The 24,323-nt window shown below is 67.0% G+C and carries 27 protein-coding genes and 2 tRNA genes; 13 read left to right on the forward strand and 16 right to left on the reverse strand.

The features are described from left to right. Nucleotides 1–63 precede the first annotated feature (63 nt). The 5 genes from yccS to ACVOJ1_RS08740 all read left to right on the forward strand — a co-directional run bounded on the left by yccS (nt 64) and on the right by ACVOJ1_RS08740 (nt 5,460). Nucleotides 64–2,244: a YccS family putative transporter gene (gene yccS / locus ACVOJ1_RS08720; protein WP_346480337.1), complete on the forward strand. Its 2,181-nt coding sequence runs from the start codon at nt 64–66 to the stop codon at nt 2,242–2,244. Between the two features lie 75 nt (nt 2,245–2,319). Continuing rightward, a complete protein-coding gene (locus ACVOJ1_RS08725; RefSeq protein ID WP_065181538.1) occupies nt 2,320–4,209 on the forward strand; it encodes an MFS transporter in 1,890 nt (629 codons plus the stop codon). A gap of 182 nt (nt 4,210–4,391) precedes the next feature. Next, nucleotides 4,392–4,679, forward strand: coding sequence for a CD225/dispanin family protein (locus tag ACVOJ1_RS08730; protein ID WP_053515606.1), 288 nt, complete (start codon nt 4,392–4,394; stop codon nt 4,677–4,679). 30 nt (nt 4,680–4,709) lie between these two features. Further along, nucleotides 4,710–4,988: a CD225/dispanin family protein gene (locus ACVOJ1_RS08735; RefSeq protein WP_065174386.1), complete on the forward strand. Its 279-nt coding sequence runs from the start codon at nt 4,710–4,712 to the stop codon at nt 4,986–4,988. A gap of 52 nt (nt 4,989–5,040) precedes the next feature. Continuing rightward, nucleotides 5,041–5,460 (forward strand): DUF2752 domain-containing protein, encoded by a 420-nt coding sequence (locus tag ACVOJ1_RS08740; RefSeq protein ID WP_053515602.1) that lies wholly within the window; start codon nt 5,041–5,043, stop codon nt 5,458–5,460. Between the two features lie 68 nt (nt 5,461–5,528). Here ACVOJ1_RS08740 and ampE read toward each other — a convergent pair whose 3' ends face one another. From ampE to ACVOJ1_RS08765, 5 genes are all read right to left on the reverse strand, one after another. Further along, the gene (gene ampE, locus ACVOJ1_RS08745) at nt 5,529–6,416 is read right to left on the reverse strand and encodes a regulatory signaling modulator protein AmpE (protein WP_053515600.1); all 888 of its coding nucleotides are present in this window, start codon (nt 6,414–6,416) and stop codon (nt 5,529–5,531) included. A gap of 144 nt (nt 6,417–6,560) precedes the next feature. Further along, nucleotides 6,561–7,466 (reverse strand): NAD(+) diphosphatase, encoded by a 906-nt coding sequence (gene nudC, locus ACVOJ1_RS08750; protein ID WP_065174519.1) that lies wholly within the window; start codon nt 7,464–7,466, stop codon nt 6,561–6,563. Between the two features lie 118 nt (nt 7,467–7,584). Then, on the reverse strand, nt 7,585–7,977 hold the full coding sequence (gene erpA / locus ACVOJ1_RS08755) for an iron-sulfur cluster insertion protein ErpA (protein WP_053515598.1): 393 nt from the start codon (nt 7,975–7,977) through the stop codon (nt 7,585–7,587). A gap of 31 nt (nt 7,978–8,008) precedes the next feature. Continuing rightward, entirely contained in the window at nt 8,009–8,473 is a 465-nt protein-coding gene (locus tag ACVOJ1_RS08760) for a bactofilin family protein (RefSeq protein WP_053515596.1), read from the reverse strand. A 4-nt stretch (nt 8,474–8,477) separates the two neighbouring features. Beyond that, complete coding sequence (locus tag ACVOJ1_RS08765) at nt 8,478–9,221, reverse strand: DUF6776 family protein (RefSeq protein WP_053515594.1); 744 nt, start codon at nt 9,219–9,221, stop codon at nt 8,478–8,480. Between the two features lie 179 nt (nt 9,222–9,400). On the opposite strand from ACVOJ1_RS08765, the gene ACVOJ1_RS08770 reads away from it, so the two are divergent. From ACVOJ1_RS08770 to ACVOJ1_RS08780, 3 genes are read left to right on the forward strand one after another with little or no spacing between them, the layout of a single operon-like run. Beyond that, a complete protein-coding gene (locus ACVOJ1_RS08770) occupies nt 9,401–10,018 on the forward strand; it encodes a DUF4126 domain-containing protein (protein ID WP_277381145.1) in 618 nt (205 codons plus the stop codon). A 44-nt stretch (nt 10,019–10,062) separates the two neighbouring features. Further along, on the forward strand, nt 10,063–11,940 hold the full coding sequence (locus ACVOJ1_RS08775; RefSeq protein WP_065181536.1) for an EAL domain-containing protein: 1,878 nt from the start codon (nt 10,063–10,065) through the stop codon (nt 11,938–11,940). Nucleotide 11,941: 1 nt separating this feature from the next. Next, nucleotides 11,942–14,104, forward strand: coding sequence for an ATP-binding protein (locus tag ACVOJ1_RS08780; RefSeq protein ID WP_065181535.1), 2,163 nt, complete (start codon nt 11,942–11,944; stop codon nt 14,102–14,104). A 1-nt stretch (nt 14,105) separates the two neighbouring features. On the opposite strand, the gene bfr is transcribed toward ACVOJ1_RS08780, so the two are convergent. The 3 genes from bfr to ACVOJ1_RS08795 form a co-directional block, all read right to left on the reverse strand. Next, nucleotides 14,106–14,576 (reverse strand): bacterioferritin, encoded by a 471-nt coding sequence (bfr, locus tag ACVOJ1_RS08785; RefSeq protein WP_005414691.1) that lies wholly within the window; start codon nt 14,574–14,576, stop codon nt 14,106–14,108. Between the two features lie 143 nt (nt 14,577–14,719). Beyond that, on the reverse strand, nt 14,720–14,929 hold the full coding sequence (locus tag ACVOJ1_RS08790) for a (2Fe-2S)-binding protein (protein ID WP_032951724.1): 210 nt from the start codon (nt 14,927–14,929) through the stop codon (nt 14,720–14,722). Between the two features lie 108 nt (nt 14,930–15,037). After that, nucleotides 15,038–15,655 (reverse strand): RNA pyrophosphohydrolase, encoded by a 618-nt coding sequence (locus ACVOJ1_RS08795; protein WP_053515586.1) that lies wholly within the window; start codon nt 15,653–15,655, stop codon nt 15,038–15,040. Nucleotides 15,656–15,776: 121 nt separating this feature from the next. On the opposite strand from ACVOJ1_RS08795, the gene ACVOJ1_RS08800 reads away from it, so the two are divergent. Then, a tRNA-Met gene (locus ACVOJ1_RS08800) sits at nt 15,777–15,853 on the forward strand. Between the two features lie 52 nt (nt 15,854–15,905). After that, a tRNA-Gln gene (locus ACVOJ1_RS08805) sits at nt 15,906–15,980 on the forward strand. A 219-nt stretch (nt 15,981–16,199) separates the two neighbouring features. On the opposite strand, the gene rpsI is transcribed toward ACVOJ1_RS08805, so the two are convergent. After that, nucleotides 16,200–16,592 (reverse strand): 30S ribosomal protein S9, encoded by a 393-nt coding sequence (rpsI, locus tag ACVOJ1_RS08810; RefSeq protein ID WP_053515585.1) that lies wholly within the window; start codon nt 16,590–16,592, stop codon nt 16,200–16,202. A 2-nt stretch (nt 16,593–16,594) separates the two neighbouring features. Then, on the reverse strand, nt 16,595–17,023 hold the full coding sequence (rplM, locus tag ACVOJ1_RS08815) for a 50S ribosomal protein L13 (protein ID WP_005414692.1): 429 nt from the start codon (nt 17,021–17,023) through the stop codon (nt 16,595–16,597). A gap of 195 nt (nt 17,024–17,218) precedes the next feature. On the opposite strand from rplM, the gene coq7 reads away from it, so the two are divergent. Further along, complete coding sequence (coq7, locus tag ACVOJ1_RS08820; protein WP_053515583.1) at nt 17,219–17,863, forward strand: 2-polyprenyl-3-methyl-6-methoxy-1,4-benzoquinone monooxygenase; 645 nt, start codon at nt 17,219–17,221, stop codon at nt 17,861–17,863. 61 nt (nt 17,864–17,924) lie between these two features. On the opposite strand, the gene ACVOJ1_RS08825 is transcribed toward coq7, so the two are convergent. Then, entirely contained in the window at nt 17,925–18,245 is a 321-nt protein-coding gene (locus tag ACVOJ1_RS08825) for a DMT family transporter (protein WP_005411314.1), read from the reverse strand. Between the two features lie 167 nt (nt 18,246–18,412). Beyond that, entirely contained in the window at nt 18,413–19,207 is a 795-nt protein-coding gene (gene speD / locus ACVOJ1_RS08830) for an adenosylmethionine decarboxylase (RefSeq protein ID WP_019661504.1), read from the reverse strand. A gap of 149 nt (nt 19,208–19,356) precedes the next feature. Between speD and crp the strand changes: the two genes are divergently transcribed. Beyond that, nucleotides 19,357–20,046, forward strand: a complete 690-nt coding sequence (gene crp / locus ACVOJ1_RS08835; RefSeq protein WP_010482649.1) for a cAMP-activated global transcriptional regulator CRP — start codon at nt 19,357–19,359, stop codon at nt 20,044–20,046. Between the two features lie 62 nt (nt 20,047–20,108). Then, nucleotides 20,109–20,870 carry a sulfite exporter TauE/SafE family protein gene (locus ACVOJ1_RS08840; protein ID WP_065181533.1) on the forward strand — a complete coding sequence of 254 codons (762 nt, stop codon included), beginning with the start codon at nt 20,109–20,111 and terminating at the stop codon, nt 20,868–20,870. A gap of 152 nt (nt 20,871–21,022) precedes the next feature. On the opposite strand, the gene ACVOJ1_RS08845 is transcribed toward ACVOJ1_RS08840, so the two are convergent. The 4 genes from ACVOJ1_RS08845 to ACVOJ1_RS08860 form a co-directional block, all read right to left on the reverse strand. Continuing rightward, nucleotides 21,023–21,739, reverse strand: a complete 717-nt coding sequence (locus ACVOJ1_RS08845) for a haloacid dehalogenase-like hydrolase (RefSeq protein WP_053515578.1) — start codon at nt 21,737–21,739, stop codon at nt 21,023–21,025. Further along, complete coding sequence (gene trpC, locus ACVOJ1_RS08850; protein ID WP_065174378.1) at nt 21,736–22,530, reverse strand: indole-3-glycerol phosphate synthase TrpC; 795 nt, start codon at nt 22,528–22,530, stop codon at nt 21,736–21,738. Before trpC ends, ACVOJ1_RS08845 begins: the two co-directional genes overlap by 4 nt. Nucleotides 22,531–22,604: 74 nt before the next feature. Next, entirely contained in the window at nt 22,605–23,636 is a 1,032-nt protein-coding gene (gene trpD / locus ACVOJ1_RS08855) for an anthranilate phosphoribosyltransferase (RefSeq protein WP_065174377.1), read from the reverse strand. 18 nt (nt 23,637–23,654) lie between these two features. Beyond that, nucleotides 23,655–24,242, reverse strand: a complete 588-nt coding sequence (locus ACVOJ1_RS08860; RefSeq protein ID WP_074900025.1) for an anthranilate synthase component II — start codon at nt 24,240–24,242, stop codon at nt 23,655–23,657. Nucleotides 24,243–24,323 lie beyond the last annotated feature (81 nt).

A 24,323-nucleotide genomic window follows, 5' to 3' on the forward strand; every position in this document is an offset into this window, starting at 1 on the left:
ACATTGAACACCGCACCCACGCGCACACCGCCATAATGGAGGCAATCCGCCGCCCGAGCCTGCATGTCCGCGTCCCATTCCCGCCTCAGCCGCCTGTGGGCGCACGAGAAAGCCAGCTATGGCCTGCGCGTGTTCATCGCCCTGTCGGCGGCGATGGCCGTGTGCTGGCAGCTGGACGCGCTCCCCGCGCTGCCCGGGGCGTTCCTTGGCATCATCGCCAGCGCGATCGCCGAAACCGACGACAACTGGTGGGGCCGCACCAAGGCGGTGCTGCTGTCGCTGCTGTGCTTCTGCATCGCCGCCGCCTCGGTGATCGCGCTGTTCCCGTGGCCGTGGCTGTTCATCGGCGCACTGGCGCTGTCCACCTTCGGCCTGACCCTGCTGGGCGCTCTGGGCGAACGCTACGCCTCCATCGCCCAGGCCACGGTCACCCTGGCCATCTACACCATGATCGGGCTGGAACAGCATGGCGGCGCCGGAGATCTGCCACGTGCGTTGCATGCGGTCAGCCACCTGCTGGCCGGTGCCGTCTGGTATGGCCTGCTGTCCATCGTCTGGACCGCGCTGTTCGCCAACCGCCCGGTGCGCGAACGCGTGGCCCGTCTTTACCAGGAACTGGGCCGCTACCTGCAGCTGAAAGCCGCCTTGTTCGAGCCGGTGCGTGAGGCCGACCTGCAGCGCCGCCAGCTGGATCTGGCCGAACAGAACCGGCGTGTGGTGGGAGCCCTGAACGAAGCAAAGACGGCGATCCTTGCGCGCTTCGGCCGTTCCGGCCGGCCCGGGGTCAACTCCGGCCTGTACCTGCGCCTGTACTACATGGCGCAGGATTTCCACGAGCGCGCCAGCTCTTCGCACTATCCCTATGGCGCACTGGTGGATGCGTTCTTCCACAGCGACGTGCTGTACCGCTGCCAGCGCCTGCTCGATCTGCAGGGGCAGGCCTGCGCGCGTCTGGGCGAAGCCATCCGCCTGCGCCGCCCGTTCGTGTATGGCGAGAGCAACCAGCAGGCCGGACGCGACCTCGCCGACGCGCTGGCCTACCTGCGCGAACAGCAGCGTCCGCAATGGCAGCGCCTGCTCGGTTCGCTGGATCTGCTGGTGCACAACCTGCGCAGCATCGAGCGCCGGCTGCTCGACGCCGAACGCTCCGAGGCCAGCCTGGACAATGTCGACACGCGCCTGCGCGACAGCAACCCGCACACCCTGCGCGAGATGGGGGTACGGCTGCGCCAGCAGCTCACGCCCGGCTCGGTGCTGTTCCGCCATGGCCTGCGCATGGCGCTGGCGCTGATCGCCGGCTTCCTGGCGATCCGCCTGTTCAATGCCCAGAACGGTTCATGGGTGCTGTTGACCATCGTCTTCGTGTGCCGGCCGAACTTCGGCGCCACGCGCCAGCGCCTGGCACAGCGCATCGTCGGCACCCTGGCCGGCCTGGTATTGACCTGGGCGCTGCTGCAGCTGTTCCCACAGCTGCACGTGCAGCTGCTGATCGCCTTGCTGTCGGCGCTGCTGTTCTTCTTCACCCGCACCGATCGCTACCTGGTGGCCTCGGCCGCGATCACGGTGATGGCGCTGACCTGCTTCAACCTGATCGGCGATGGCTTCGTGCTGATCGTGCCGCGCATGGTGGACACGATCCTGGGCTGTGCGATCGCTGCGGCGGCCGCCTTCCTGATCCTGCCGGACTGGCAGGGACGCCAGCTGCATCGGGTCCTGTCACGGGTACTGGATACCGCCGCGCGTTACCTGGATGCGGTGCTGGGCCAGTACCGCAGTGGCATGCACGATGACCTGGCCTACCGCATCGCCCGCCGCGACATGCATAACGCCGATGCGGCGCTGTCCACTGCACTGTCGAACATGCTGCGCGAGCCCGGCCATGTACGCCGCAACCTGGATGCCGGCTTCCACTTCCTGGCATTGTCCAACACCCTGCTCGGTCATCTGTCGGCACTGGGTGCCCACCGCGACCAGGTCGACAGCTACGCCGGCGACCCGCTGGCACTGGCCGCCGGCGACCGGGTGCGCAAGGCGCTGCAGCAGCTGGCCGGCGCGCTGGCCGCACGGCAGGCGGTTGCAGAGAATGACAATGATGCCGACCGCGCCGTCGCCGCGGAGCTGGAGCAGATCGAGGACGTGATGCCACCGAAGCTGCAGTTGATCCGCACCCAGATGGCGCTGGTGCTGCGCCTGCTGCCGAAGCTGCGTGCCGCCGCCAACGAGGCCGTACGCAGCCTGACCTGACCGCCGCCCGGCAGCACTGGATCCGGGCCCGGCCGGCGGGCAGGAATGCTAGGCTGCGCCGGTCAAGGAGATTCCATGTCCGGTCACAACCAGTTCGCCCTGCTGCGCCAGCGCCGCTTCCTGCCGTTCTTCATCGTGCAGGCGCTGGGCGCTTTCAACGACAACGTATACCGGCAGGCCATCATCGGCCTGCTGTTCTACCTGGGCGTGTCCGAAGAGCAGCGTTCGCTGTACACCACGCTGGCGCCGGCGATCTTCATTCTTCCCTATTTCCTGTTCTCGGCATTGGCCGGGCAGATCGCCGACAAACTGGAGAAGTCGCGGCTGATCGTGATCACCACCACGATGGAGATCGTGATCATGTCGCTGGCAGCGATCGGCTTCCTCACCGAGAACCTGCCGTTCCTGCTGGTGGCGCTGTTCTGCACCGGCATGCAGTCGACCCTGTTCGGCCCGGTGAAGTACTCGGTGCTGCCCTCGGTACTCAAACCCGAGGAGCTGACCGGTGGCAACGGGCTGGTGGAGATGGGCACATCGATCTCGATCCTGTCAGGGATGATCATCGGCGGCGCCGTGTTCCTGCTGGCCGGCAGCCACGGGCCCGTGTTCGCGGCATCGCTGGTCATCGCTCTGGCGGTCTGCGGCAACATCGCGGCGCGGTTGATTCCCAGGGTCGATGCCGGCGACCCGGGCCTGAAGATCAACTGGAACCCATTACCGGAGTCGCTGGTGGTGCTGCGCATGGCACGCCAGCAGAAGGCGGTGCGCAACGCGATCCTGGGCGTGTCCTGGTTCTGGTTCGTCGGCACCGTGCTGACCTCGCAGCTGCCGAATTATGCGCTGGCCAACCTGGGCGGCGAACCCAAGCTGTACCTGCTGGCACTGGCGCTGTTTTCCATCGGCACCGGCGTTGGCTCGCTGCTGTGCGAGAGGCTGTCGGCGCGCACAGTGGAGATCGGCCTGGTGCCGCTGGGCGCGTTCGGCATGACCGCGTTCCTGCTCGATCTCTACTTCGCCCGCAGCGGCGAGGCCACCGTGCAGGGGCTGAGCATCACCCAGTTCCTGCAGCAGCCCGGCAGTGTGCGCATCGTCATCGACCTTGTCGGAATCGGCCTGTTCACCGGCATCTTCGTCGTTCCGCTGTTCGCCCTGATCCAGAGCCGCACGCCGAAGGCGCAGATGTCACGCGTGTTCGCCGCGTTGAACATCCAGAACTCCGGTTTCATCGTCTCCGCCGCACTGCTGTCGCTGGCCGCGCGCGAACTGCTGCACTGGAGCATCCCGCAGCTGTTCCTGGCGCTGGCGATCGCCAATGCCGTGGTGGCGATCTACATCTTCACCATCGTCCCCGAATTCCTGATGCGCTTCCTGAGCTGGGTGATGGTGCGCACCCTGTACCGGCTGCGCCCGCATGGCATCGAAGCCAATGTGCCGGATGAAGGCGCAGCACTGATCGTCTGCAATCATGTCAGCTACATGGATGCACTGATCCTGTCGGCGACGATTCCGCGCCCCGTACGCTTCGTCATGTACTACAGGATCTTCAACATCCCGGTGATGCGCTGGATCTTCCGCACCGCCAAGGCCATCCCGATTGCCGGGGCTCGCGAGGACGAGGCCTTGATGCAGCGCGCGTTCGAGGAGATCGATGCGGCGCTGGCGGAGGGTGAGCTGGTCTGCATCTTCCCGGAGGGAGCACTCACCCGCGATGGGCAGATGGCGCCGTTCAAGTCCGGCGTCGAGAAGATCCTCGAACGCCGGCCGGTGCCGGTGGTGCCGATGGCCCTGCGCGGGATGTGGTCGAGCATGTGGAGCCGGCGCGACAGCCGGCTTGGCCGCATGCGGGTTCCGCGCCGCTTCCGGGCCACCGTCGAGGTGGTGGCGGCGCCTGCCATCGATGGTCGCAGCACCGACGCGCCGGCACTGGAAGCCCAGGTCCGCGCCCTTCGCGGCGATCACGCCTGACGCAATCCCCCCGTTCGCGCGTAGCCGGCCCCCGCCCCACATACGCCAGCGTCAAGCGCCATGCCCGTCATTGCCGGGCTGAAAACGCATACATGCGACGCAGGTTGCGGTAGATTACGCACCCACAGGGGGGAGGTCCGGCCCGTTCACAACGGTCGGCCACCAAGGAATGGAGTCTCACGTTGAATCAACCGCCACCACTCGGCCGTCCGGTCTACATCCCCAACCATCTGGTGTGGGCGATCCTGACGACGCTGTTCTGCTGCCTGCCGTTGGGCGTGGTGTCGATCGTGTATGCCGCCCAGGTCGATGGCCGCCGCGCGGCCGGCGATCTGGCGGGAGCCTATAGCGCGTCACGCAAGGCGGGCTGGTGGGCGGCGGCTTCGGCCGCGGCCCTGCCGGTCCTGTTGCTGTTGTGGTTCGGGCTCTTCGGCGGCCTGGCCGCACTGGGCGCTCTTTCCGACCATTGATCCACCACCACCCATCAAGGAGCTTGAATCATGAACACCGCTACTCCGCAGGTCCCGAACAACCTGGTCTGGGCGATCCTGAGCACCCTGCTCTGCTGCCTGCCGGTCGGCATCGTGTCGATCGTCTATGCGGCACAGGTCAACGGCAAGCTGGCCGCTGGCGATATCGCCGGTGCCCAGGACTCGTCCGCCAAGGCCAAGAAGTGGGCCATCTGGTCGGCCATCGCCTGGGTCATCATGGTCGTGCTGTACGTGCTGTTCTTCGTCGTGCTCGGTGGCATCGGCGCGATGAGCAACGGCAGCTACTGAGGCCTGCGGACGGATCCGGCGGCGTCCGCGCCGGATCCGTCTTCGCCTGATCGTGTCCGCTCTTCCTTCCCGGCTCGCCCGCTGGGCACCCTTGCTGGCCTCCACCGGCCTGGCCGCTGGCGCGGCCGTGGTGCTGCGTAACGTCAATCCCTACGTGGCCGGCAATCCCCTGCCGGGCTGCCCGCTGTACGCACTCACCGGCCTGTATTGCCCCGGCTGCGGCAGCACGCGCTGCCTTTACTCGCTGGTCCATTTCGATCTGGCCGGCGCGATGGCGATGAACCCGCTGCTGGTCATCAGCCTGCCCCTGCTACTGCTGATGCTGCTGAACATCGCTGGCATCCGCCCGCGTGTGCTTGATCCGCTGATGCGGATTCTGGCCAATCCCATGTTCTGGCTGTGGCTGCTGCCCGGTTACGCACTGCTGCGCAACCTGCCGTGGGCACCGTTCACCGCACTGGCGCCGGTCTAGATTCCCACTTCGCGTCCAGGCGCGTCGCGAAGCGTGCTGCGGTCAGGCCGCACGCGCCTGGCCAGCGGCTACGTCACCCAGCCGGCGATCACCAGCACGGCCAGCACCGCCAGCCACAGCAGCAGCATCCGCCACACCAGACTCATGGCATCGCGCAGGTCGGGCAGACGTTGCCAGACCGGCAGCAGGCCCGCCTCGGTGTAGTCATGCGCGTCCTCGCGCAGCTCGGCATTGACGCTGGCCCGCGCCACCGCACCCAGGAATCCGATGCCTCCGACCAGGCGCTCGCCATGCGCTTGCCGCCATGCCTTCCACGCCGTGTCGAAGTTGCCGACCAGTGCCATCGAGAACGCCATCAACTGTGCCACCGGCCATTCGATCCAGCCCAGCAGGCGCTGGGCCACTGCCAGCGGTTCCACCGGTACGCGTGCACGCATCGGGCTTTCGGACATCAGCGCCAGCAGGCGATAGCCCAGCGCGCCCACCGGGCCCAGCAGCAGGAACCAGAACAGCACCGCAAACCAGCGGCGCAGCGCATTGAGTACGGTCGCCTCCACCAGCGAGGGTACATCCTCGCGCAGGCTGCCACCGGCCGCCTGCAGATGGCGCACGGCCGCCTGCCGGGTCGGTGCATCATCGGCATCGATGATCGCTTCGATGTCACGGTCCAGGTCGCGCGGCCCCCAGCACCAGGCCAGAACCGCCACGCCCAGCAGCAACGAGGGCAGCCCGAACAGCACGCCCCGCAGCAGCCAGGCCAGCAGCGCCATCAACACCAGCGGCGGCAGAAGCGCCAGCACCACGCCCATGGGGCCCTGCCAGGCCTTGCCGCCGTGCGCATCCAGCCAGCCCAGCCAGCGCCGGAAGCTGTCAAAGCGGCGCAGCGAGGCGGCAGCGGCCGGGGCGACATGGCCCAGGGCCAGTGCAACCAGCACGGCAGCCAGAGTGGTGAACATGGCAGGTCTCCCTACGAAACAAGGCGCTCGGCGTCGCTACCTTACCCGTCGCGACGCCGCCATCAGCGGTCTGCCGCACTGTAACCCGGGCCGTGTTCAGGTGGCGGCAATGGTCGCCGCCGTTCTGACAGGCCGGTGCGTTCTTCAACCCCGCTGTTGGCGATACCAGTGCTCGATCAGCCCCCGCGAAATCGAGATCGGCGGCGACAGGCGGATGCCCTGACCATCATCTTCGACATCACGTGCCAGCGCCGCGCCCACCTCGTCGGCACTGAACCAGCGCGCATCCTCCAGTTCGCCATCCACGGTCGGCACATCGTCCTGCGCCTGCGCGCGGAACCCCACCATCAGCGCGCCCGGGAACGGCCAGGGCTGTGAACCGAGATACTGGCAGGCAGTGATGCGCACCCGGCTCTCCTCGTGCACTTCCCGCACCACGGTCTGTTCGAAGGTCTCGCCTGGTTCGACGAAACCCGCCAGTACCGAATAGCGGCGCGGCGCCCAGTTGGACTGCCGCCCCAGCAGCAACCGGCCCTGGTTTTCCACCGCGACGATCACCGCCGGGTCCACCCGGGGATAGTGTTCGGTCGCGCACTGCCCGCAGCGGCCAACGAAGCCACCGCGGGCAAAGGCCACCGCCCCCCCGCAGACGCCGCAGAAGCGCGTGCGCGAATGCCAGTAGGACATGCCGCGCGCGTAGCTGAAAGCGGTCGCATCGGCCACCGGCCACAGCAGTGCCGCCTGGCGCAGGTCGAGCCGGCCAGGCGCAGTGACGGCAACCGCGGACGCTTCCACCGAGAACCAGGCCTGCTCACCCCGCAGACCCAGGAAGATCGCGGCACCGGGGCCGCCCCCGATGTCGGCGCCGGTCAGCGCCAGTGGCTGGTCATCAGCACCAGTGAAGGCACTGCCGTCCTGGTCAAGCACGAGAACCCGCGCATCCGGCCACAGGCGTGCCAGCACATCGGCATCTTCGCGCAGGGCATCGGCGCGCTCCAGCGGTTCGCCAATGAAGGCGAAACCGGACAGCGGCGAAAGAATATTGGACATCCAGCAAGCCTGCCGCCATTCGATGCGGGTGGCAAGGTCGGCGCTGTGCGCATTGTGCTGTGAGGTGTGGAGACCGCTCGACACACCTGGCGCGGAGCGCAGGCCCCGCGCCCTGCCATCACATGCTGAAGCTGCTGCCACAACCGCAGGTGGTCTTCGCGTTCGGATTGCGGATCACGAACTGCGCACCGGTCAGGCTCTCGGTGTAATCCACTTCAGCCCCCATCAGGTACTGCAGGCTGAGCGGGTCGACCAGCAGGGTCACCCCGCTGGTCTGTACCGCCAGATCGTCCTCGGCACGGTTCTCGTCGAACTCGAAACCGTACTGGAAGCCCGAACAGCCGCCACCCTCGATATACACACGGAGCGCCAGATCGGGGTTGCCCTCTTCCTGGATCAACGACTTGACCTTGGAGGCCGCTGCTTCGGTGAAGTTCAGCGGCCGCTCCAGCGACTGGTAATCGGGCGCGGCCGCCGTGGGGGCGCCGGGCAGGGAGACTAGCGTGCTCATGGCATCAGCATGGGGGCACCGGCGGTGGCTTTCAAGCCATCGCTTCGGCCAGCTTGCGTCGCGCCGCAGTGTCGCCCTTGCCACTGGCGGGATCCCCGCTTTCGGGTGCAGGCAGGGCCGCCAGCGGTGCGCTGGCATGGATCAGGCGTCCATTCAGCTGGGCCCCGGCGTTCATCTCCACCACCTCGTAGTGGACATTGCCGTTGACCCGCGCGCTCGGGGTCAGTTCGACCTTTTCGGTGGCGTGGACATCCCCCTCCAGGCGGCCGCTGATGACCACCACCTGGGCACGGATCTCCCCTTCGATCACGCCATGCTCGGCGAGCGTCAGGGTCGCGGTGCTGGCGCCTTCGGCGGCGATCACCTTGCCATGGATGCGACCTTCCACGTACAGGCCACCACTGAACTCCACATCACCGCGGATCACCACCTGGTTGCCGATCAAGGCATCCACCACCAGCTGGCCGTCACGGTTGGATTTGCTGTTTCCGAACATCTGCCTACTCCCCTTTGCTGGCCGGCGCGCCGGCCTGTTTCCAGTCGAATACCTGGGTGGCGCCCCCCGCACCACTCCCCAATGTCACCCGCACGCGTTGCGGAGTGAAGTCAGCCGGCAGCATCACGCTGCCGGTGAGCTGCTGGAAGTACCGGAACGAATAGTCCTGTCCCGGCACCTTGCTGCGCTGGTGCAGATCATCCCAGCTGATCGTGGCCAGCTTGCCGTTCTTCACGCCTTCCACGGTGAAACGCATCTGCCCCTGGCTGATGGCCCCGCGGTTGAGATTCTGGGTCAGCACGGCGGTGTACTGCCAGGTGCCGGCCGATTCCGGGCTGAACTCGATCGAGTGGGTGTTCAGGCCCTTGCGCTGGCTGGTCGAACCGACCAGGCGCTCATAGAAGGCGACGTCCGCGCGCAACCCGGCGATCTCTTCGTCGCGCTCGGCGAGCGAGGACTGCACTTCGTTGTTGGCGGCGCGGCTGATGCGGTCGGAGGCTTCCAGCGTGGCCTGCTTCTGGCGCAGTTCAGTCAGCTGCGCCTGCAGGCTCTCGGCACGCTTCTCGGCTGCCTGCAACCGTTGTCCCTGCTCGCCACGCGGCGCCCCCATCCAGCAGCCTCCGATCGTGGCCAGCACCAGGCTGAGCAGCCAGATGCCTCCAATCACCCACAGGCGACGGCGGTCCGCGGGCGGATGTGACGCGCCGGGCAGGCGGACCTGCACGCGCATGGGAGGACGGTTGGTCATGGGTAGATCCCGTGGCATCGCGGGCGCGACACCGGCACGGCCCGTGTGGCAAACGACGGGCTAGTGTATGACAGGATCGGCAGGATTCCTGCGCTGGAGGCGACCGAGGTCTGTGGCGTTCAGGCACGCCATCGTCGATAGTGTGGCCCCTCGCACAGTTCCGCCGTCGGAGCATCGCCATGACCGAAGCCCACCTGTTCGTGATCGGCATCCTGCTGGCCTGGCTGGCCGGCATCCGTGTCTACCTCACCGTCTTCGGTGTCGGCCTGGCCGGCCTGCTCGGCTGGGTCGACCTGCCGCCCGCCCTGCAGGCGACCGAGTCGTGGTGGGTGCTGGGTACCTCAGCGGCGCTGGCCGTGACCGAGTTCTTTGCCGACAAGATTCCCGGCGTGGATTCGGTCTGGGACCTGGTGCAGACCCTTGCCCGGGTCCCCGCCGGAGCCTTCCTCGCCGCCGCCACCCTGTCGCCGGATGGGCAGCTGGGTACCGGTGCGCTCGCTGCCGGCGCCGGCGTTGCCCTGGCCAGCCATGGCCTGAAGGCGGGCACCCGTGCCCTGCTCAACACCTCGCCGGAGCCGGCCAGCAACTGGGTCGCCTCGATCGCCGAAGACACCGTGGTGGTTGGCGGCCTGGCATTGGCCCTGGCACACCCCTGGATCGCGCTGGTCGTGGTGCTGGTATGCAGCCTGGCCGGCGCATTGCTGGTCTGGCTGGCATGGCGCGCTCTGTGGCGCGGCGTGCGTTGGCTTGCCCGTGCCGGCAACGGCACTGACCGGCAACAGCCACGCACCAGATGAACGCCGGGCGTGTCGCATAATGGCTGCGATCATCAGGAGCCCCCATGGCCGCAATTGAATCCCCCGCAGGCGTCCGCCCGGGTCGCGCTGAAACGCCACCGGCCGATCATTGGCAACGCTGGGCCACTGCGGTGGTGGACGCGGGTGCCTCCCCCTCGGTTCCGTCCAGCGTCGCTGACAGTGGGCCTGCCTCCGGCGGTGCTCCGCCGCCGCTGCCGGGCGTCACCTCACAGCCCGAGGCGGGCAACCACGACCCGGCACCGGCGCCGGCGGATTCACCCTACCGCGTGCTGATCGTCGAGGACGACCGTGCGCAGGCCCTGTTCGCGCAGAGCGTGCTGCACGGCGCCGGCATGCAGGCCATCGTGCTCAGCGATGCCGAAGGCGTCCAGCAATCGATCAAGGACCATCGCCCTGACCTGATCCTGATGGACCTGCACCTGCCCGGCCTGGACGGCATGCGGCTGACGGCGATGATTCGCCAGCAGCCCGGCCTGCAGTTGCTGCCCATCGTGTTCCTCAGCGGCGATCCCGACCCGGAGCGCCAGTTCGAAGTGCTCGACAGCGGTGCCGACGACTACCTGAGCAAGCCGATCCGGCCGCGGCACCTGATCGCGGCGGTCGCCAACCGCATCCGCCGTGCCCGCGCGCAGGCGGCAACCTTGCCCGGCGCCTCCGGCACGCCGGCCACCAGCAATCCTGAAACCGGCCTGCCGACGCGCCATCATGTGCTGCAGCAGCTCAACGCCGCCCTGGCCCACCATGATCGTGGCGGCCTGTTCTTCATCGAGGTGGCCAGCGCGCTGGGCCTGCGCGAGCGCTATGGCTACGCTGCGTTCGAACGGCTGATGGTGCAGGCCGGACAGCGCTTGGCCGAAGCCGGCCATCCGCACCTGCTGGCGCGCCTGAACGACAACAGTTTCCTGCTGCTGGCGCGTGATGCCGATGAGGACAGGCTGGAGAACGTGGCCGCCGCCCTGCGCGAGCAGCTCTCCGCGAGGGCCTTCGTGATCCGCGATGACGAATCGGTGCACCTGCGTGGCGTGGTCGGCTATGCACCGCTGTCGCCCGGCTTCGAGGATGCCGCCAGTGCGCTGGAAGCCGTCGAGCGCACGACCCTGCAGGCGCGCCTGCTCAGTGCCGGCGTGGCCGGCCACGTGCATCGGCAGGCCATCAGCGAACAGGAGCATCTGGCCCTGCTGGAAGGCCAGCTGGAACTGGCTTACCAACCCATCGTCGCCGTCGCCGGTGGAGGCAGCGCGCAGTACCAGGTCCTGCTGCGGCTGCGCCAGGCCGACGGCACCGTGCTGACCGCCGGCCAGGTGATTCCGGCCGCCGAAGCCGCCGGCCGCATCGCCGACCTCGACCAGCAGGTGCTCGATCATGCGCTGGGCCTGCTGGATCTGTACCGGCATGCCACCCAGCCGCTCAATCTGTTCGTCTCGCAGTCGCTGCGTACCCTGCAGCGCGACGCCTTCGCCGACTGGCTGCTGGAGTCGCTGCAGCAGCGCGACCTGCCAGGCAGTGCGCTGGTCATCGACGTGCGCCTGCCTGATGCGCTGATCCACACCGTGCCGCTGCAGCAGTTCTGTCAGCGCATGGCGCAGGCCGGCGTGCGCTTCTGCCTGAGCCAGTTCGAGCCCGGCAACGATGCCGACGCGCTGCTGGGCCAGCTGCCGCTTTCGTTCGTACGCATGGCTGCACGCTTCTCCAGCAGCCACGCCAATCCAGGCACGCGCGAAGAACTGCGCAGGGCGATCGAGCGGGCGCACGGCGCCGGTCTGCAGATCATCGGGCAGCAGATCGAAGATCCGCAGGCAGCGGCCGCGATGTGGGTGGGAGGGGTCGACTACATCCAGGGCAACATGGTGCAGTCCGCCGGCAGCGACCTGAACTTCGACTTCCACAACGCGGTGCTCTGACATGCCGCTGTGGGCGGTGCTGCTGGTGGCCCTGGCCGTGGCGGCCATCGCGCTGCTGCTGGCGGGGCTGCGCCTGCGCACGCGCAGCCAGGCGCTGGCCGCACTGCAACGGGATCGTGCCGCGCTGGCCAGCGAGCGCGACCAGCTGCGCCGCACCACCGAGCGCCAGGGCCAGCTCGAACAGCAGTTGCTGCAGGCCAAGCAGGCGGCCGAGGCGGCGGTGCTGGCCAAGGGCGAGTTCCTGGCCACGATGAGCCACGAGATCCGCACGCCGCTCAACGGCATCCTGCCGATGCTGGAGCTGATCGCGCGTGGCCCGCTGGGCGAGGACCAGCGGCAGATGCTGGCCACCGCATCGGCCAGCTCGCAGCAGCTGCTGCGTATCGTCGACGACATCCTCGATTACTCGCGGTTGGAAGCACAGGCACTGGAGCTGGAGATCACCAGCTTCAATCTGCGCGAGCTGCTCGACGCCGTGGTGCAGCTGATGCAGCGCGCTGCCGACGCCAAGGGACTGGCACTGGTGCTGCAACTGGATCCGACGGTCCGCCTTCCCGTGCGCGGCGATCCGGTGCGCCTGCGGCAGGTGCTGAGCAACCTTCTGGCCAATGCCATCAAGTTCACGGCACGCGGCCAGGTGCAGCTGCGCGTGCAACGGCTGGGCGAAGGTCCGGCCCAGCACCAGTTGCGCTTCGAAGTGATCGACACCGGCATCGGCATCGACGAGGCCCAGCAGGCACGCCTGTTCCAGTCCTTCAGCCAGGCCGATGCGTCAACCACCCGCATCTATGGTGGCACCGGCCTGGGCCTGGCCATCTGCAAACGCATCATCGACCTGATGCACGGCCACATCGGCGTCCAGTCGACCCCCGGCCAGGGCGCCCGCTTCTGGTTCGAGATTCCGTTGTTGAAGGTTCCCGGCGACCTGCCGGCGATGGCACGCGCACCGGCCACCCTGCTGCTGTTCAGTGCCGACAGCCACCTGCAGGCGCGCATCGAACGCATTGCCGCCCATCACGAGCTGCAGGTGCAGGTCATCGACGGGATGGACGCGCTGGCCGAGCGGCTGCGAGCCGTGCCCCGCCCCGGGCACGCTGCGCCGGCCTGGCTGCTGATCGATGCGCCTGCGCGCCGCAGCGGCGGAACCCGCCTGCGGCAGGCGCTGGCTGCGCGCGGTGAGGACGACACGCTGCAGGTGCTGTGGCTGCAGGACGAGCCGCTGCCCGCGCAGGAGCGCCATCGCCAGCTGCCGGTCGCCTTCGAGGATGCCGCCCTGCACGCCCTGCTTGCCACGCCCACCGCCAGCGCGCGCCCGTCCGCCTGGCTGGCTGCCGCCGAAGAGGGCCAGGCACCGGCTGCCCTGCCAGCGCTCGGTCTACGCGTGCTGCTGGTGGAGGACAACACGGTCAACCGCATGGTGGCCGAACACCTGCTGCGGGTATTCCAGTGCGAGGTCCGCAACGCCGCCGATGGCGAGCAGGCACTGGTCGCGCTGCGCGAAGGCGGTGTGGACGTGGTGCTGATGGACTGCCAGATGCCGGTGCTGGACGGTTACGCCGCGACGCGCCAGTGGCGCGAGGAAGAGATCGCAGCCGGAGGCCGGCGCCTGCCGATCATCGCCATGACCGCCAATGCCATGGCCGGTGATCGCGAACGCTGCCTGCGAGCAGGCATGGACGATTACCTGTCCAAACCGATCGCGCGCGACACGCTGCACGCGCTGCTGCTGCGCTGGGGCCCCAAAGCCCTCCCCACGCCGGCAGTTCCGGCGGCGGCAGCGAAGGCCGGTCCAGAACCTGTCGCCCACCCGGTTCTGGACCGGAACGTGCTGGACGAGCTGCAGGCGGTCATCGGTGATGCCGCCACGCAGATCGTATCGGTGTACCTGGAAGACGCACCGGCGATGGTGCAGGCGCTGCAGCAGGCGGCGCAGGACCACGATGGCCAGCGCCTGCAGGCAGTCGCGCACAGCCTGAAGTCCTCCAGTGCGAATGTCGGCGCGATGTCGCTGTCGGCGGTCGCACAGCGGATCGAGCACGAGGCCCGCGCCGGCAGTCTGCAGCGCCCCGCCGTTGCGGTTGCGCTGCTGGTGGCCGAATTCGCCCGGGCACGGGTGGCGCTGGGCGGGTACCTGGCACAGCATCGCGCCGGCCAGGCGGGCTGACTCACTCTTCGAGCTTGCTCAGCAGGTACTTCGGTTCGCCGATGCGCTCGATCAGGTCCAGCTGCGTTTCCAGCCAGTCGATATGCTCTTCCTCCGAATCGAGGATCTTCACGAACAGCTGGCGGCTCACATAGTCGCCGACCGAATCGGCATAGGCCACCGCCTCGCGCAGGGTGACCACGCCATCACGCTCGAGCGAGAGGTCACACTGCAGGATCTCGGTCGGGTTCTCGCCGATGCGCAGCTTGCCCAGCGCCTGGAAGTTCGGCAGTCCTTCAAGGAACAGGATGCGGTCGGCGAGCATGTCGGCATGCTTCATCTCGTCGATCGATTCCTTGTACTCATGCTCGGCGAGTTCCTTGATCCCCCAGTTCTTCAGCATCTTGGCGTGCAGGAAATACTGGTTGATCGCGGTCAGCTCGTTGTAGAGGACCTTGTTGAGGAATTCGATGACCTTGGTGTCGCCCTTCATGGGGATACTCCTGCACGCTGAAAACGCAGGCACTTTACCGCCTTGCGTGCGGTCGTGAAGGAACGCGAATCGTGCGCATTGGCCTGTGCGGCCGCACGTGAGGGATGCGCAGGCGCGGTATCAACGCACCGCGGAAAAGACAGTCAGGCGACCTGGGCCAGACCGAGTACCGGCAGCGGCAGATCGTGGGTGGCACGTGCCTTGGCCAGCAGCTCGCCGGCCATGTCCAGACAGGACCCGCAGGTAGCGCCGCATCCGGTGCGCATGGTCAGCTCGGCCACCGACGTCACGCCATGGCTGGCGGCTTCGCGGATCTGGTGGTCGGTGACTCCGTTGCAGATGCAGACGTACACAGGCGGGAACCGGGCTGACAGGCCAGAAGCGGCCTGGTCGCTATTCCAATGGAAACGAGAATGGTTGTCAATCAGAGACCTGAACCATTCTCGATACCGTTCAGGCGGTCAGCTCGTCGGCCCTTCCTGCGCCTTTTTGGGCCAGTAGCCCCTGCTGCGCGGCCGCTTGCGCGGACGGTCGTGGCCCGCGGTGTTGCCGGGCATCCACGCTTCCGCTGCGCTCTTCGGCATGGCAGTGACGCCCTGCCCCGCCACCCCGCGCGCCAACGGCGCCAGGTGTCGCAGCGCGCGCGCGTAGACGCCGCGCTTGAACATCACCACATGCTCTACCGGATACCAGAAATCCACCCAGCGCCAGTGATCGAACTCCGGCGAATCGGTATGGTCCAGGCACACATGGGATTCGTCACCGGTCAGGCGCAGCAGGAACCAGACCTGCTTCTGGCCGATGCAGACCTGCCGTTCATTGCGGCGGACAGCCCGCGCCGGCAGCTTGTAGCGCAGCCAGCCGGGCGTTGCCCCCAGCACTTCCACGTGCTCTGGCAGCAGGCCGGTCTCTTCCTGCAGTTCGCGATACATGGCCTCGACGGGCGTCTCGTCGGTGTTCATCCCACCCTGCGGGAACTGCCAGCCATCCCGGCGCACGCGTCGTGCCCAGAACACCTGCCCGTCCTGCCGCATCAGCACGATGCCGACGTTCGGTCGATAGCCGTCCGGATCGATCACGATGCGGACTCCTAAAAAAATCTACTGGTCAGGACTATCCCACGCCGCCTGTCAGGCGACAAGCGCGGCACAAATGTGTTGACAGTCCCACGGCGTATCAGCAGAATAGCGGGCTCACCAAGGCTATGTAGCTCAGCCGGTTAGAGCACAGCACTCATAATGCTGGGGTCGGTGGTTCGAGTCCACCCATAGCCACCATGCTGAAGTTGTTTTTCAGCGTGAAAAGTGAGAAAATAGTTACACGATACATTGCCCCGTCGCCAAGCGGTAAGGCACCTGACTCTGACTCAGGCATTCGGTGGTTCGAATCCATCCGGGGCAGCCAAATTAAACGCAGAAGGCCAGATCGAAAGATCTGGCCTTCTGCGTTTTCTGGGCTCCGCGGGGGCTCCCCTCCAGAGAGAACCCCGGTTGTTCGCAGGAATGGGCCCTGACCCCACTCTCTCCAATGCACAACCCCGAAACGGCAAAAGCCCGGCCAAAGCCGGGCTTCTGCTTTTTCCAACCAGCGGGCTCCCGGAGGAGCCCAGCCAGGCGCAGTGGATCAGCGCTTGGAGAACTGGGTGGCGCGACGGGCCTTGTGCAGACCGACCTTCTTACGCTCGACTTCACGGGCGTCACGGGTCATGAAGCCAGCCTTGCGCAGCTCGGACTTCAGGGTTTCGTCATACTCGACCAGCGCACGGGCGATGCCCAGACGGATCGCACCGGCCTGGCCGGTGGTGCCGCCGCCGGTGGCGGTGACCAGGATGTCGAAGCTTTCGGTGTTCTTGGTCAGCTCGAGCGGCTGGCGCACGATCATGCGCGCGGTCTCACGACCGAAGAACTCGTCCAGCGGACGGCCATTGACGGTGATGTTGCCCGAACCCTTGCGCAGGAACACGCGAGCGGTGGAGGACTTGCGGCGGCCAGTGCCGTAGTTTTGAGTGATAGCCATGATTAGATATCCAGAACCTGCGGCTGCTGTGCGGCGTGCGGATGCTCAGTGCCGGCGTAGACCTTGAGCTTGCGGTACATCTGGCGACCCAGCGGGCCCTTCGGCAGCATGCCCTTCACGGCGATCTCGATCACGCGCTCCGGGTGGCGCTCCAGCGCCTGGGCCAGGGACTCGGTCTTCAGGTTGCCGATGTAACCGGTGAAACGGTGATACATCTTGTCCTGCAGCTTCTTGCCGGTGACGGCAATCTTTTCTGCATTGATGACGACCAGGTAGTCGCCGGTATCAACGTGCGGGGTGTAGACCGGCTTGTGCTTGCCACGCAGACGGCGGGCCAGCTCGGTGGCGAGACGGCCCAGGGTCTTGCCCTCGGCGTCGACGAGGTACCAGTCGCGCTGGACGGTCTCGTTCTTGGCAGTGAAAGTGCTCATGAAGAACTCTAGGTTAGGTCGGGCTCATTGCGGCGAAGGACTCGCCGGAACTCTGCCACGCGTTGTGAAAGGTGAAGCGCAAGAGGCGGGATTGTACGCAGGTCCAGGCCCCGGCGCAAGCCGCCCCCTGTCCCGGGTTGGCAGGGGCGCGGGCGCGGGCGAGAATCGGCGGGTCTCCCGCCCCACCGTATCGCCATGACCGTGCTCCGCCAGACCACCCCGCTGGACCACCTGCTGACCGAAGCCCAGCGCGCCCTGGACACGGTGTTCGGCAACCCGCCGGCCAGCCGCCCCTATCCGGCGGTGGACACCGACGAGCCGGGCATGGACGCCCGCCAGCGCCGCCATGCGGCCGGGCTGATGCGGATCAACCACGTCGGCGAGGTCTGCGCGCAGGGCCTGTATTTCGGCCAGGCCGCCGTCGCCCGCGACCCGGCCACCCGCGAGCATCTGCTGGAGGCAGCGCAGGAGGAAACCGACCACCTGGCGTGGTGTGCCACCCGCCTGGCCGAACTGGACAGCCGGCCGAGCCTGTTCAACCCGCTCTGGTACGCAGGCAGTTACACCATCGGCACCCTGGCCGGGCTGCGCGGTGATGGCTGGAACCTGGGTTTTGTGGTCGAGACCGAACGCCAGGTCGAGGCCCACCTGGATGAGCATCTGGTCGATCTCCCGGCCGCCGACCTGCGCAGCCGCGCGGTCATCGAAGTGATGAAGCAGGACGAGGCCCGGCATGCGGACCATGCCGAGCAGGCCGGCGCCCGCCGCCTGCCCTTCCCGATTCCGGGGGCGATGGCGCTGGCCTCGAAGGTGATGAAGACCATCGCGTACCGCCTCTGAACGGCCGCCGCGCATGGCCCGGCGCTGCCGGCTACGCGGCATCGGACGCCTCGGCGCCGGCTCAGTTCGGCGACACCAGCTTCAGGCCGATCACACCGGCGACGATCAGGCCCACGCAGGCCAGGCGGGCCGGTGAAGCACTGTCGTTGAACAGGTAGATGCCCAGCACTGCCACGCCCATGGCCCCGATGCCGGTCCAGATGGCATAGGCCGTGCCGACCGGAATGCTCTTCATGGCCTGGCTCATCAGGTACAGGCTGATCAGCGCGGAAACGACCGTGGCGGCCGTGGGCAGTGGCTTGCTGAAGCCTTCGGAGTACTTCATTCCAAGCGCGAAGCCGATCTCGAACAGGCCGGCCAGCAGCAGGTAGATCCAGGGCATGGGTGGGGGTCCTTACCTAGTGGTTGAAAAACGAAACGGCCCGGTGTCTTCACACCGGGCCGTAGGTCGGTACATCGCCGTGGAACTATGAATTGCGCAGCACGCAGGTTCCACGGGGCGGGTCGTCCCGCCTGGGTGACGATGCCTGCCGGCATCGCACAGGGGTGTTACTCGGACAGGTTGCGACCGTGGAACAGCTCTTCGATCTCGCGCTTGAGCAGCGCCTCGATCTTCATGCGTTCCTTGAACGACAGGTTCCTGGCCTTTTCCTCGAACAGGTACTGATCCAGGTCGAAGTCCTTCAGGTGCATCTTCGTGTGGAAGATGTTCTCCTGGTAGACGTTGACGTCGAACATCTCGTAACGCGACTTGATGTTCTTGGCCAGGAAGTTCTGGATCGAATTGATCTTGTGATCGATGAAGTGCTTCTTGCCCTTCACATCGCGGGTGAAGCCACGGACGCGGTAGTCCATGATCACGATGTCCGATTCCAGGCTCTCGATCAGGTAGTTCAGGGCCTTCAGCGGCGAAATGACGCCACAGGTGGCCACGTCGATGTCCGCGCGGAACGTCGCGATGCCTTCCTGCGGATGGGTTTCCGGGTAGGTATGGACGGTGATGTGGCTCTTGTCCATGTGCGCGACCACGGCGTCGGAGATCAGCTCCTTGCCCGCCAGCTTCTTGTCGATCACCGGCTCTTCGGAGATCAGGATGGTCACCGAGGCACCCTGCGGATCGTAGTCCTGGCGGGCCACGTTCAGGATGTTGGCGCCGATGATCTCGGCGACATCGGTCAAGATTTGAGTCAGCCTGTCGGCGTTGTACTCTTCATCGATGTATTCAATGTAACGCTGACGCTCCTCTTCGGTGCGCGCGTAACACACGTCATAGATGTTGAAGCTCAGCGCCTTGGTGAGGTTGTTGAAACCCTGCAACCTCAGGCGAGGCAACGGCTTGACCACGGCGGTCGATTCCTGTGTAAGAAGAGAAAGGGTGAATTATGGGGCAAACCGCCCCCGGGGGGAACGTGAAGACGCAAGAGTTCTGGCACACTGTTTGCCCTTAACAATTGCGCTGGTTAAGCTCCGCTATCGACCCCGTGAATCCGTTCATGCGCAGAGGGAGCGCCCCTATCGTGTCAACCGTGCGCCTAGCTAGCAGTCCACTGGCCCTGGATATCGCAACAATCGATCGTTTCCTGGCGCACAGCCACAGGCGGCGATATCCCACCCGGACCGACGTCTTCCGACCAGGAGACCCGGCGGGAACCCTGTATTACGTCATCAGCGGCTCGGTTTCGATCATGGCCGAGGAAGATGACGATCGTGAGCTGGTGCTGGGCTACTTCGGTGCCGGCGAGTTCGTCGGCGAGATGGGCCTGTTCGTGGAATCGGACCGCCGCGAAGTGATCCTGCGGACCCGCACCGCCTGCGAGCTGGCCGAGATCAGCTACGAGCGCCTGCATCAGCTGTTCCTTGGCCCGCTGTCGGCCGACGCCCCGCGCCTGCTGTACGCGCTGGGCCAGCAGATCTCCAAGCGTCTGCTCGACACCAGCCGCAAGGCCAGCCGCCTGGCGTTCCTGGACGTCACCGACCGCATCGTGCGCACCCTGCACGATCTGGCCCAGGAGCCGGAGGCGATGAGCCACCCGCAGGGCAGCCAGCTGCGCGTCTCGCGGCAGGAACTGGCGCGCCTGGTCGGCTGCTCGCGTGAGATGGCCGGCCGCGTGCTGAAGAAGCTGCAGACCGACGGGCTGCTGCATGCCCGCGGCAAGACCGTGGTGCTTTACGGCACCCGTTGAACGTTGAGCACCCGGTGGGTGCGGACCTTGGTCCGCACTCCTTCGCGCGCTAGGCTCGGTGCATGGAACTGAGCAGCGAATTCTGGTGGTTCATTCTCATCGGCCTCGGTGCGCAGCTCGTCGATGGCGCGCTGGGCATGGCCTTCGGCCTGGTCTCCTCGTCGGTGATGCTGAGCATGGGATTGCCGCCGGCCCAGGTCAGCGCCAGCATCCACACCGCCGAAGTGTTCACCACCGGCGCCTCCGGTGTGTCGCATCTTGCGGCTGGCAATGTCGATAAGCGCCTGTTCGTGCGCCTGGCACTGCCCGGCGCGATCGGGGGTGCGATCGGTGCCTATGTACTCGCCCAACTGCCCGGCGATTTCATTCGCCCGTTGATCTACCTGTACCTGCTGGTGCTTGCCATCGTCATCCTGGCCCGTGCTGCCGGGCGCTGGATGCCCAGCGGCGAGATCCGCCGCGTGCCGGTTCTGGGCTTCTTCGCCGGCCTTCTGGACGCCAGCGGCGGCGGTGGCTGGGGCCCGATCGCCACGTCCACCCTGCTGGCGCGTGGCGGCCAGGCCCGTACCACGATCGGCACTGTCAACGCAGCCGAGTTCGTGGTCACCCTGACCATCTCGGCCACCTTCCTGCTGTCGATGGGGGTGCAGCACCTGCAGATCGTCGCCGGGCTGCTGATCGGCGGCATGATGGCCGCGCCGGTGGCCGCGATCCTGGTCAAGCGGGTCAAGGAACGCTGGGTACTGGTCGCGGTTGGCGTGCTGGTACTGGGCATCAGCCTGTTCCAGATCGGCCACGCGGTGACCGGGTACCTGGCGCGCTGACCGCGCTCCGCGCTCGCCGGGCATGGCCCGGCGCGACCGGATGGCTTGCGGATTCGCCGGGCATGGCCCCGCGCTGCGGGATGGCGTGCAATGGCACGGCGCCATCGGGCGGCAAGGGGTAGCACCGGGCCATGCCCGGCGGGCCCGGTGGATCAGGCCTTGTCGCCGCCGCGGTCGACGCAGCCCCAGTTGAGGATGCGGGTGCCCGCCGGCAGTACGCTGCGGAAGAACGCCACCTTGCCCGGCTTCGGGTTGACCACTACCGGCGCCTTCGCCGCCAGCAGCAGCGGCAGATCCGCAGTGCTGTCGGAGTAGGCAATGTCGATGTCGCCATAGCCACGTTCACGCAGCATGCGCATCTTCTCTTCGTTGTGGCAGTGACGGGTCGGCCCCACCCCTCCCAGGCGCGGCCCGACCTCCGTGCCGATGACCGGCACGTCCTGGTGCGCAACGAAGGCCAGGATCGCGCGGGCCAGTTCGGGCGGGGCGCCCGTGGCCACCACCACGCGATCCCCCTTTGCACGGTGCGCGGCGAACACCTCCAGCGCCTGCGGCAGCAGCTTGGCGCGCATCTGCGCCTCGTTCCTGATCACGTAGGCGTCGATCACCCGGTTGAACTCGCGCGCACGATGCAGGCCGAAGCTGCCGATCCACACGTAGATCGAAATGCCGGCACGGCGGGTCGGCAGCATCGCCACCATCGGCCCGGCAATCGGGGTGACCAGCAGCGCCGCGAGCATGCGCAACGGGTTGCGCTTGATCAGCGAGGCGAACAGGTGCGTGCCCGAATCACCGTCGTACAGGGTGTGATCGAAGTCGAAGACCACCAGCGGCGCATCCGCGCGTGGCGTCGGGTAATGCGTTTTCATGCCGCGAAGAATAGCTGACGCAGGCCCTCGCCCGGCTCTTCCACGCGCATGAAGGCCTCGCCGACCAGGAACGCGTGGATGCCGGCATCACGCATCAGCGCCACGTCCTGGGGCCCGAGGATGCCGCTCTCGGTCACCAGCAGGCGGTCGCGCGGCACGGCCAGGCGCATGTCCAGGGTGGTCTGCAGCGAGACCTCGAAGGTGCGCAGGTTGCGGTTGTTGATGCCGATCATCGGCGCCGGCACCTGCAGCGCACGCTCCAGCTCGTCGATGTCGTGCACTTCCACCAGCACGTCCATGCCCAGCGACAGTGCCAGTTCCGACAGCGTGGCCAGCTGGGTATCGTCCAGCGCCGCCACGATCAGCAGGATGCAGTCAGCGCCCAGCACGCGCGCCTCGTACACCTGGTAGGCATCGATCACGAAGTCCTTGCGCAGCACCGGCAGCGTGCAGGCCTCGCGGGCCTGCTGCAGGTAGGCGTCGGCGCCCTGGAAGAAATCCACGTCGGTCAGCACCGACAGGCAGCTGGCACCACCGAACTCGTAGCTGACCGCGATGTCGGCCGGGCGGAAATCCGGGCGGATCACGCCTTTGGAGGGGCTGGCCTTCTTCACTTCGGCGATCACCGCGGGGTCGCCGTTGGCCACGGCGGCCTGCAGCGCACGCACGAAACCACGCACCGGCGGGGCGCCGGCCAGGGCGGCCTGCAGCTCCTCGAGCGGGCGCTGGGCGCGGCGCTGGGCTACTTCTTCGGCCTTGCGGGCCAGGATCGTCTGCAGGATGTCGCTCATCGTCTTCGGTTCGGTGCGGGGGCGGTGAGGACGGCCATTATCGGCCATCGACGGGGTCAGGCTGAACCACGCGCTCAGGCAACCAGCGCGCGGGTGGTCTCAACATACTGCTGCAGGCGCTGGCGGGCGCTGCCATTGGCGATGGCGGCGCGGGCACGGGCCAGGCCGTCACCGATGTCACTGGCCACGCCGGCCACGTACAGCGCGGCGCCGGCATTGAGCGCGACGATGTCCAGCGCCGGGCCGGGCTCGTTGTCCAGCACCGCGCGCAGCAGGGCAATGGACTGCTCCGGGCCATCCACGCGCAGGTTGCGGCTGGCCGACATGGCGATGCCGAAGTCCTCCGGGTGGATCTCGTACTCGCGCACCTTGCCGTCGCGCAATTCGCCGACCAGGGTGCCGGCGCCCAGCGAGATCTCGTCCATGTTGTCGCGGCCCCAGACCACCATGGCGCGCTCGGTGCCCAGCTCGCGCAGCACGCGCGCCTGGATGCCCACCAGATCGGGGTGGAACACGCCCATCAGCACCGACGGTGCGCTGGCCGGATTGGTGAGCGGGCCGAGGATGTTGAAGATGGTGCGCACGCCCATCTCGCGGCGCACCGGCGCCACCACCTTCATCGACGGGTGGTGGATCGGCGCGAACATGAAACCGATCCCGGTCCGCTCGATGGCCGCGGCCACCTGCTCCGGCTGCAGCTCGATCACCGCGCCCAGTGCCTCCAGCGCGTCGGCGCTGCCGGACTTGGACGACACGCTGCGGTTGCCATGCTTGGCCACGCGCGCGCCGGCAGCCGCCGCGACGAACATCGCGCAGGTGGAGATGTTGAAGGTATGCGAACCATCGCCCCCCGTGCCGACGATATCGACCAGGTTGGAGGTATCGGCCACCGGCACCGGCCGGGCGAATTCACGCATCACGGTGGCCGCCGCGGCGATTTCGTCCACGGTCTCCTTCTTCACGCGCAGGCCGGTGAGGATGGCTGCCGTCATCATCGGCGAAACATCGCCACGCATGATCTGCCGCATCAGGTCGACCATCTCGTCGAAGAAGATCTCGCGGTGCTCGATGGTGCGGTGCAGGGCTTCCTGGGGGGAGAAGCTCATCGGGATTGCTCCTTGGACTCAGGCGGCCGGTCGCTGCAGGAAATTGCGCAGCAGGGCGTGGCCGTGTTCGGTGAGGATGGATTCGGGGTGGAACTGCACGCCTTCCACCGGGAAGTGGCGATGGCGCAGGCCCATGATCTCTTCGATCGAGCCGTCGTCGTTCTCCGTCCAGGCGGTCACTTCCAGCACATCGGGCAGGCTGTTCTTGTCCACCACCAGCGAGTGGTAACGGGTGGCCTGGTAGCGGTCCGGCAGGCCGGCGAAGACGCCCTTGCCTTCATGGCGGATCGGCGAAGTCTTGCCGTGCATGATGTTGCCCGCGCGGATCACCGTGCCGCCGTAGACCTGGCCGATGCCCTGGTGGCCCAGGCACACTCCAAGGATCGGCGTGGTCGGACCGAGGCGCTGGATCAGTTCCAGCGACACACCCGCCTCGTTGGGCGTGCACGGGCCCGGCGAGATGACGATGCGTTCGGGCTTCTGCGCGGCGATCTCATCCACGCTCATTGCATCGTTGCGCACCACCTTCACCTCGGCACCCAGCGTCTGCAGGTACTGCACGAGGTTGTAGGTGAAGCTGTCGTAGTTGTCGATCATCCACAACATGGTCGGGTTCCGTCGCTTATCGGGAGTGGGCGTACACGTCGGTGCCGCACAGGGAGAGGGTCAGGTACAGCGGAGGGTGCC

The sequence above is a fragment of the Stenotrophomonas sp. STEN225 genome, assembly GCF_056756445.1.

Excerpts from the sequence above, each read along its gene's own strand:
- yccS (WP_346480337.1), top strand. The coding sequence starts at position 64 with ATGTCCGCGTCCCATTCCCGCCTCAGCCGCCTGTGGGCGCACGAGAAA.
- ACVOJ1_RS08725 (WP_065181538.1), top strand. The coding sequence starts at position 2,320 with ATGTCCGGTCACAACCAGTTCGCCCTGCTGCGCCAGCGCCGCTTCCTG.
- ACVOJ1_RS08735 (WP_065174386.1), top strand. The coding sequence starts at position 4,710 with ATGAACACCGCTACTCCGCAGGTCCCGAACAACCTGGTCTGGGCGATC.
- ampE (WP_053515600.1), bottom strand. The coding sequence starts at position 6,416 with ATGTTCACCACTCTGGCTGCCGTGCTGGTTGCACTGGCCCTGGGCCAT.
- nudC (WP_065174519.1), bottom strand. The coding sequence starts at position 7,466 with ATGTCCAATATTCTTTCGCCGCTGTCCGGTTTCGCCTTCATTGGCGAA.
- erpA (WP_053515598.1), bottom strand. The coding sequence starts at position 7,977 with ATGAGCACGCTAGTCTCCCTGCCCGGCGCCCCCACGGCGGCCGCGCCC.
- ACVOJ1_RS08760 (WP_053515596.1), bottom strand. The coding sequence starts at position 8,473 with ATGTTCGGAAACAGCAAATCCAACCGTGACGGCCAGCTGGTGGTGGAT.
- ACVOJ1_RS08765 (WP_053515594.1), bottom strand. The coding sequence starts at position 9,221 with ATGACCAACCGTCCTCCCATGCGCGTGCAGGTCCGCCTGCCCGGCGCG.
- ACVOJ1_RS08770 (WP_277381145.1), top strand. The coding sequence starts at position 9,401 with ATGACCGAAGCCCACCTGTTCGTGATCGGCATCCTGCTGGCCTGGCTG.
- ACVOJ1_RS08775 (WP_065181536.1), top strand. The coding sequence starts at position 10,063 with ATGGCCGCAATTGAATCCCCCGCAGGCGTCCGCCCGGGTCGCGCTGAA.
- ACVOJ1_RS08780 (WP_065181535.1), top strand. The coding sequence starts at position 11,942 with ATGCCGCTGTGGGCGGTGCTGCTGGTGGCCCTGGCCGTGGCGGCCATC.
- bfr (WP_005414691.1), bottom strand. The coding sequence starts at position 14,576 with ATGAAGGGCGACACCAAGGTCATCGAATTCCTCAACAAGGTCCTCTAC.
- rpsI (WP_053515585.1), bottom strand. The coding sequence starts at position 16,592 with ATGGCTATCACTCAAAACTACGGCACTGGCCGCCGCAAGTCCTCCACC.
- rplM (WP_005414692.1), bottom strand. The coding sequence starts at position 17,023 with ATGAGCACTTTCACTGCCAAGAACGAGACCGTCCAGCGCGACTGGTAC.
- coq7 (WP_053515583.1), top strand. The coding sequence starts at position 17,219 with ATGACCGTGCTCCGCCAGACCACCCCGCTGGACCACCTGCTGACCGAA.
- ACVOJ1_RS08825 (WP_005411314.1), bottom strand. The coding sequence starts at position 18,245 with ATGCCCTGGATCTACCTGCTGCTGGCCGGCCTGTTCGAGATCGGCTTC.
- crp (WP_010482649.1), top strand. The coding sequence starts at position 19,357 with ATGCGCAGAGGGAGCGCCCCTATCGTGTCAACCGTGCGCCTAGCTAGC.
- ACVOJ1_RS08840 (WP_065181533.1), top strand. The coding sequence starts at position 20,109 with ATGGAACTGAGCAGCGAATTCTGGTGGTTCATTCTCATCGGCCTCGGT.
- ACVOJ1_RS08845 (WP_053515578.1), bottom strand. The coding sequence starts at position 21,739 with ATGAAAACGCATTACCCGACGCCACGCGCGGATGCGCCGCTGGTGGTC.
- trpC (WP_065174378.1), bottom strand. The coding sequence starts at position 22,530 with ATGAGCGACATCCTGCAGACGATCCTGGCCCGCAAGGCCGAAGAAGTA.
- trpD (WP_065174377.1), bottom strand. The coding sequence starts at position 23,636 with ATGAGCTTCTCCCCCCAGGAAGCCCTGCACCGCACCATCGAGCACCGC.
- ACVOJ1_RS08860 (WP_074900025.1), bottom strand. The coding sequence starts at position 24,242 with ATGTTGTGGATGATCGACAACTACGACAGCTTCACCTACAACCTCGTG.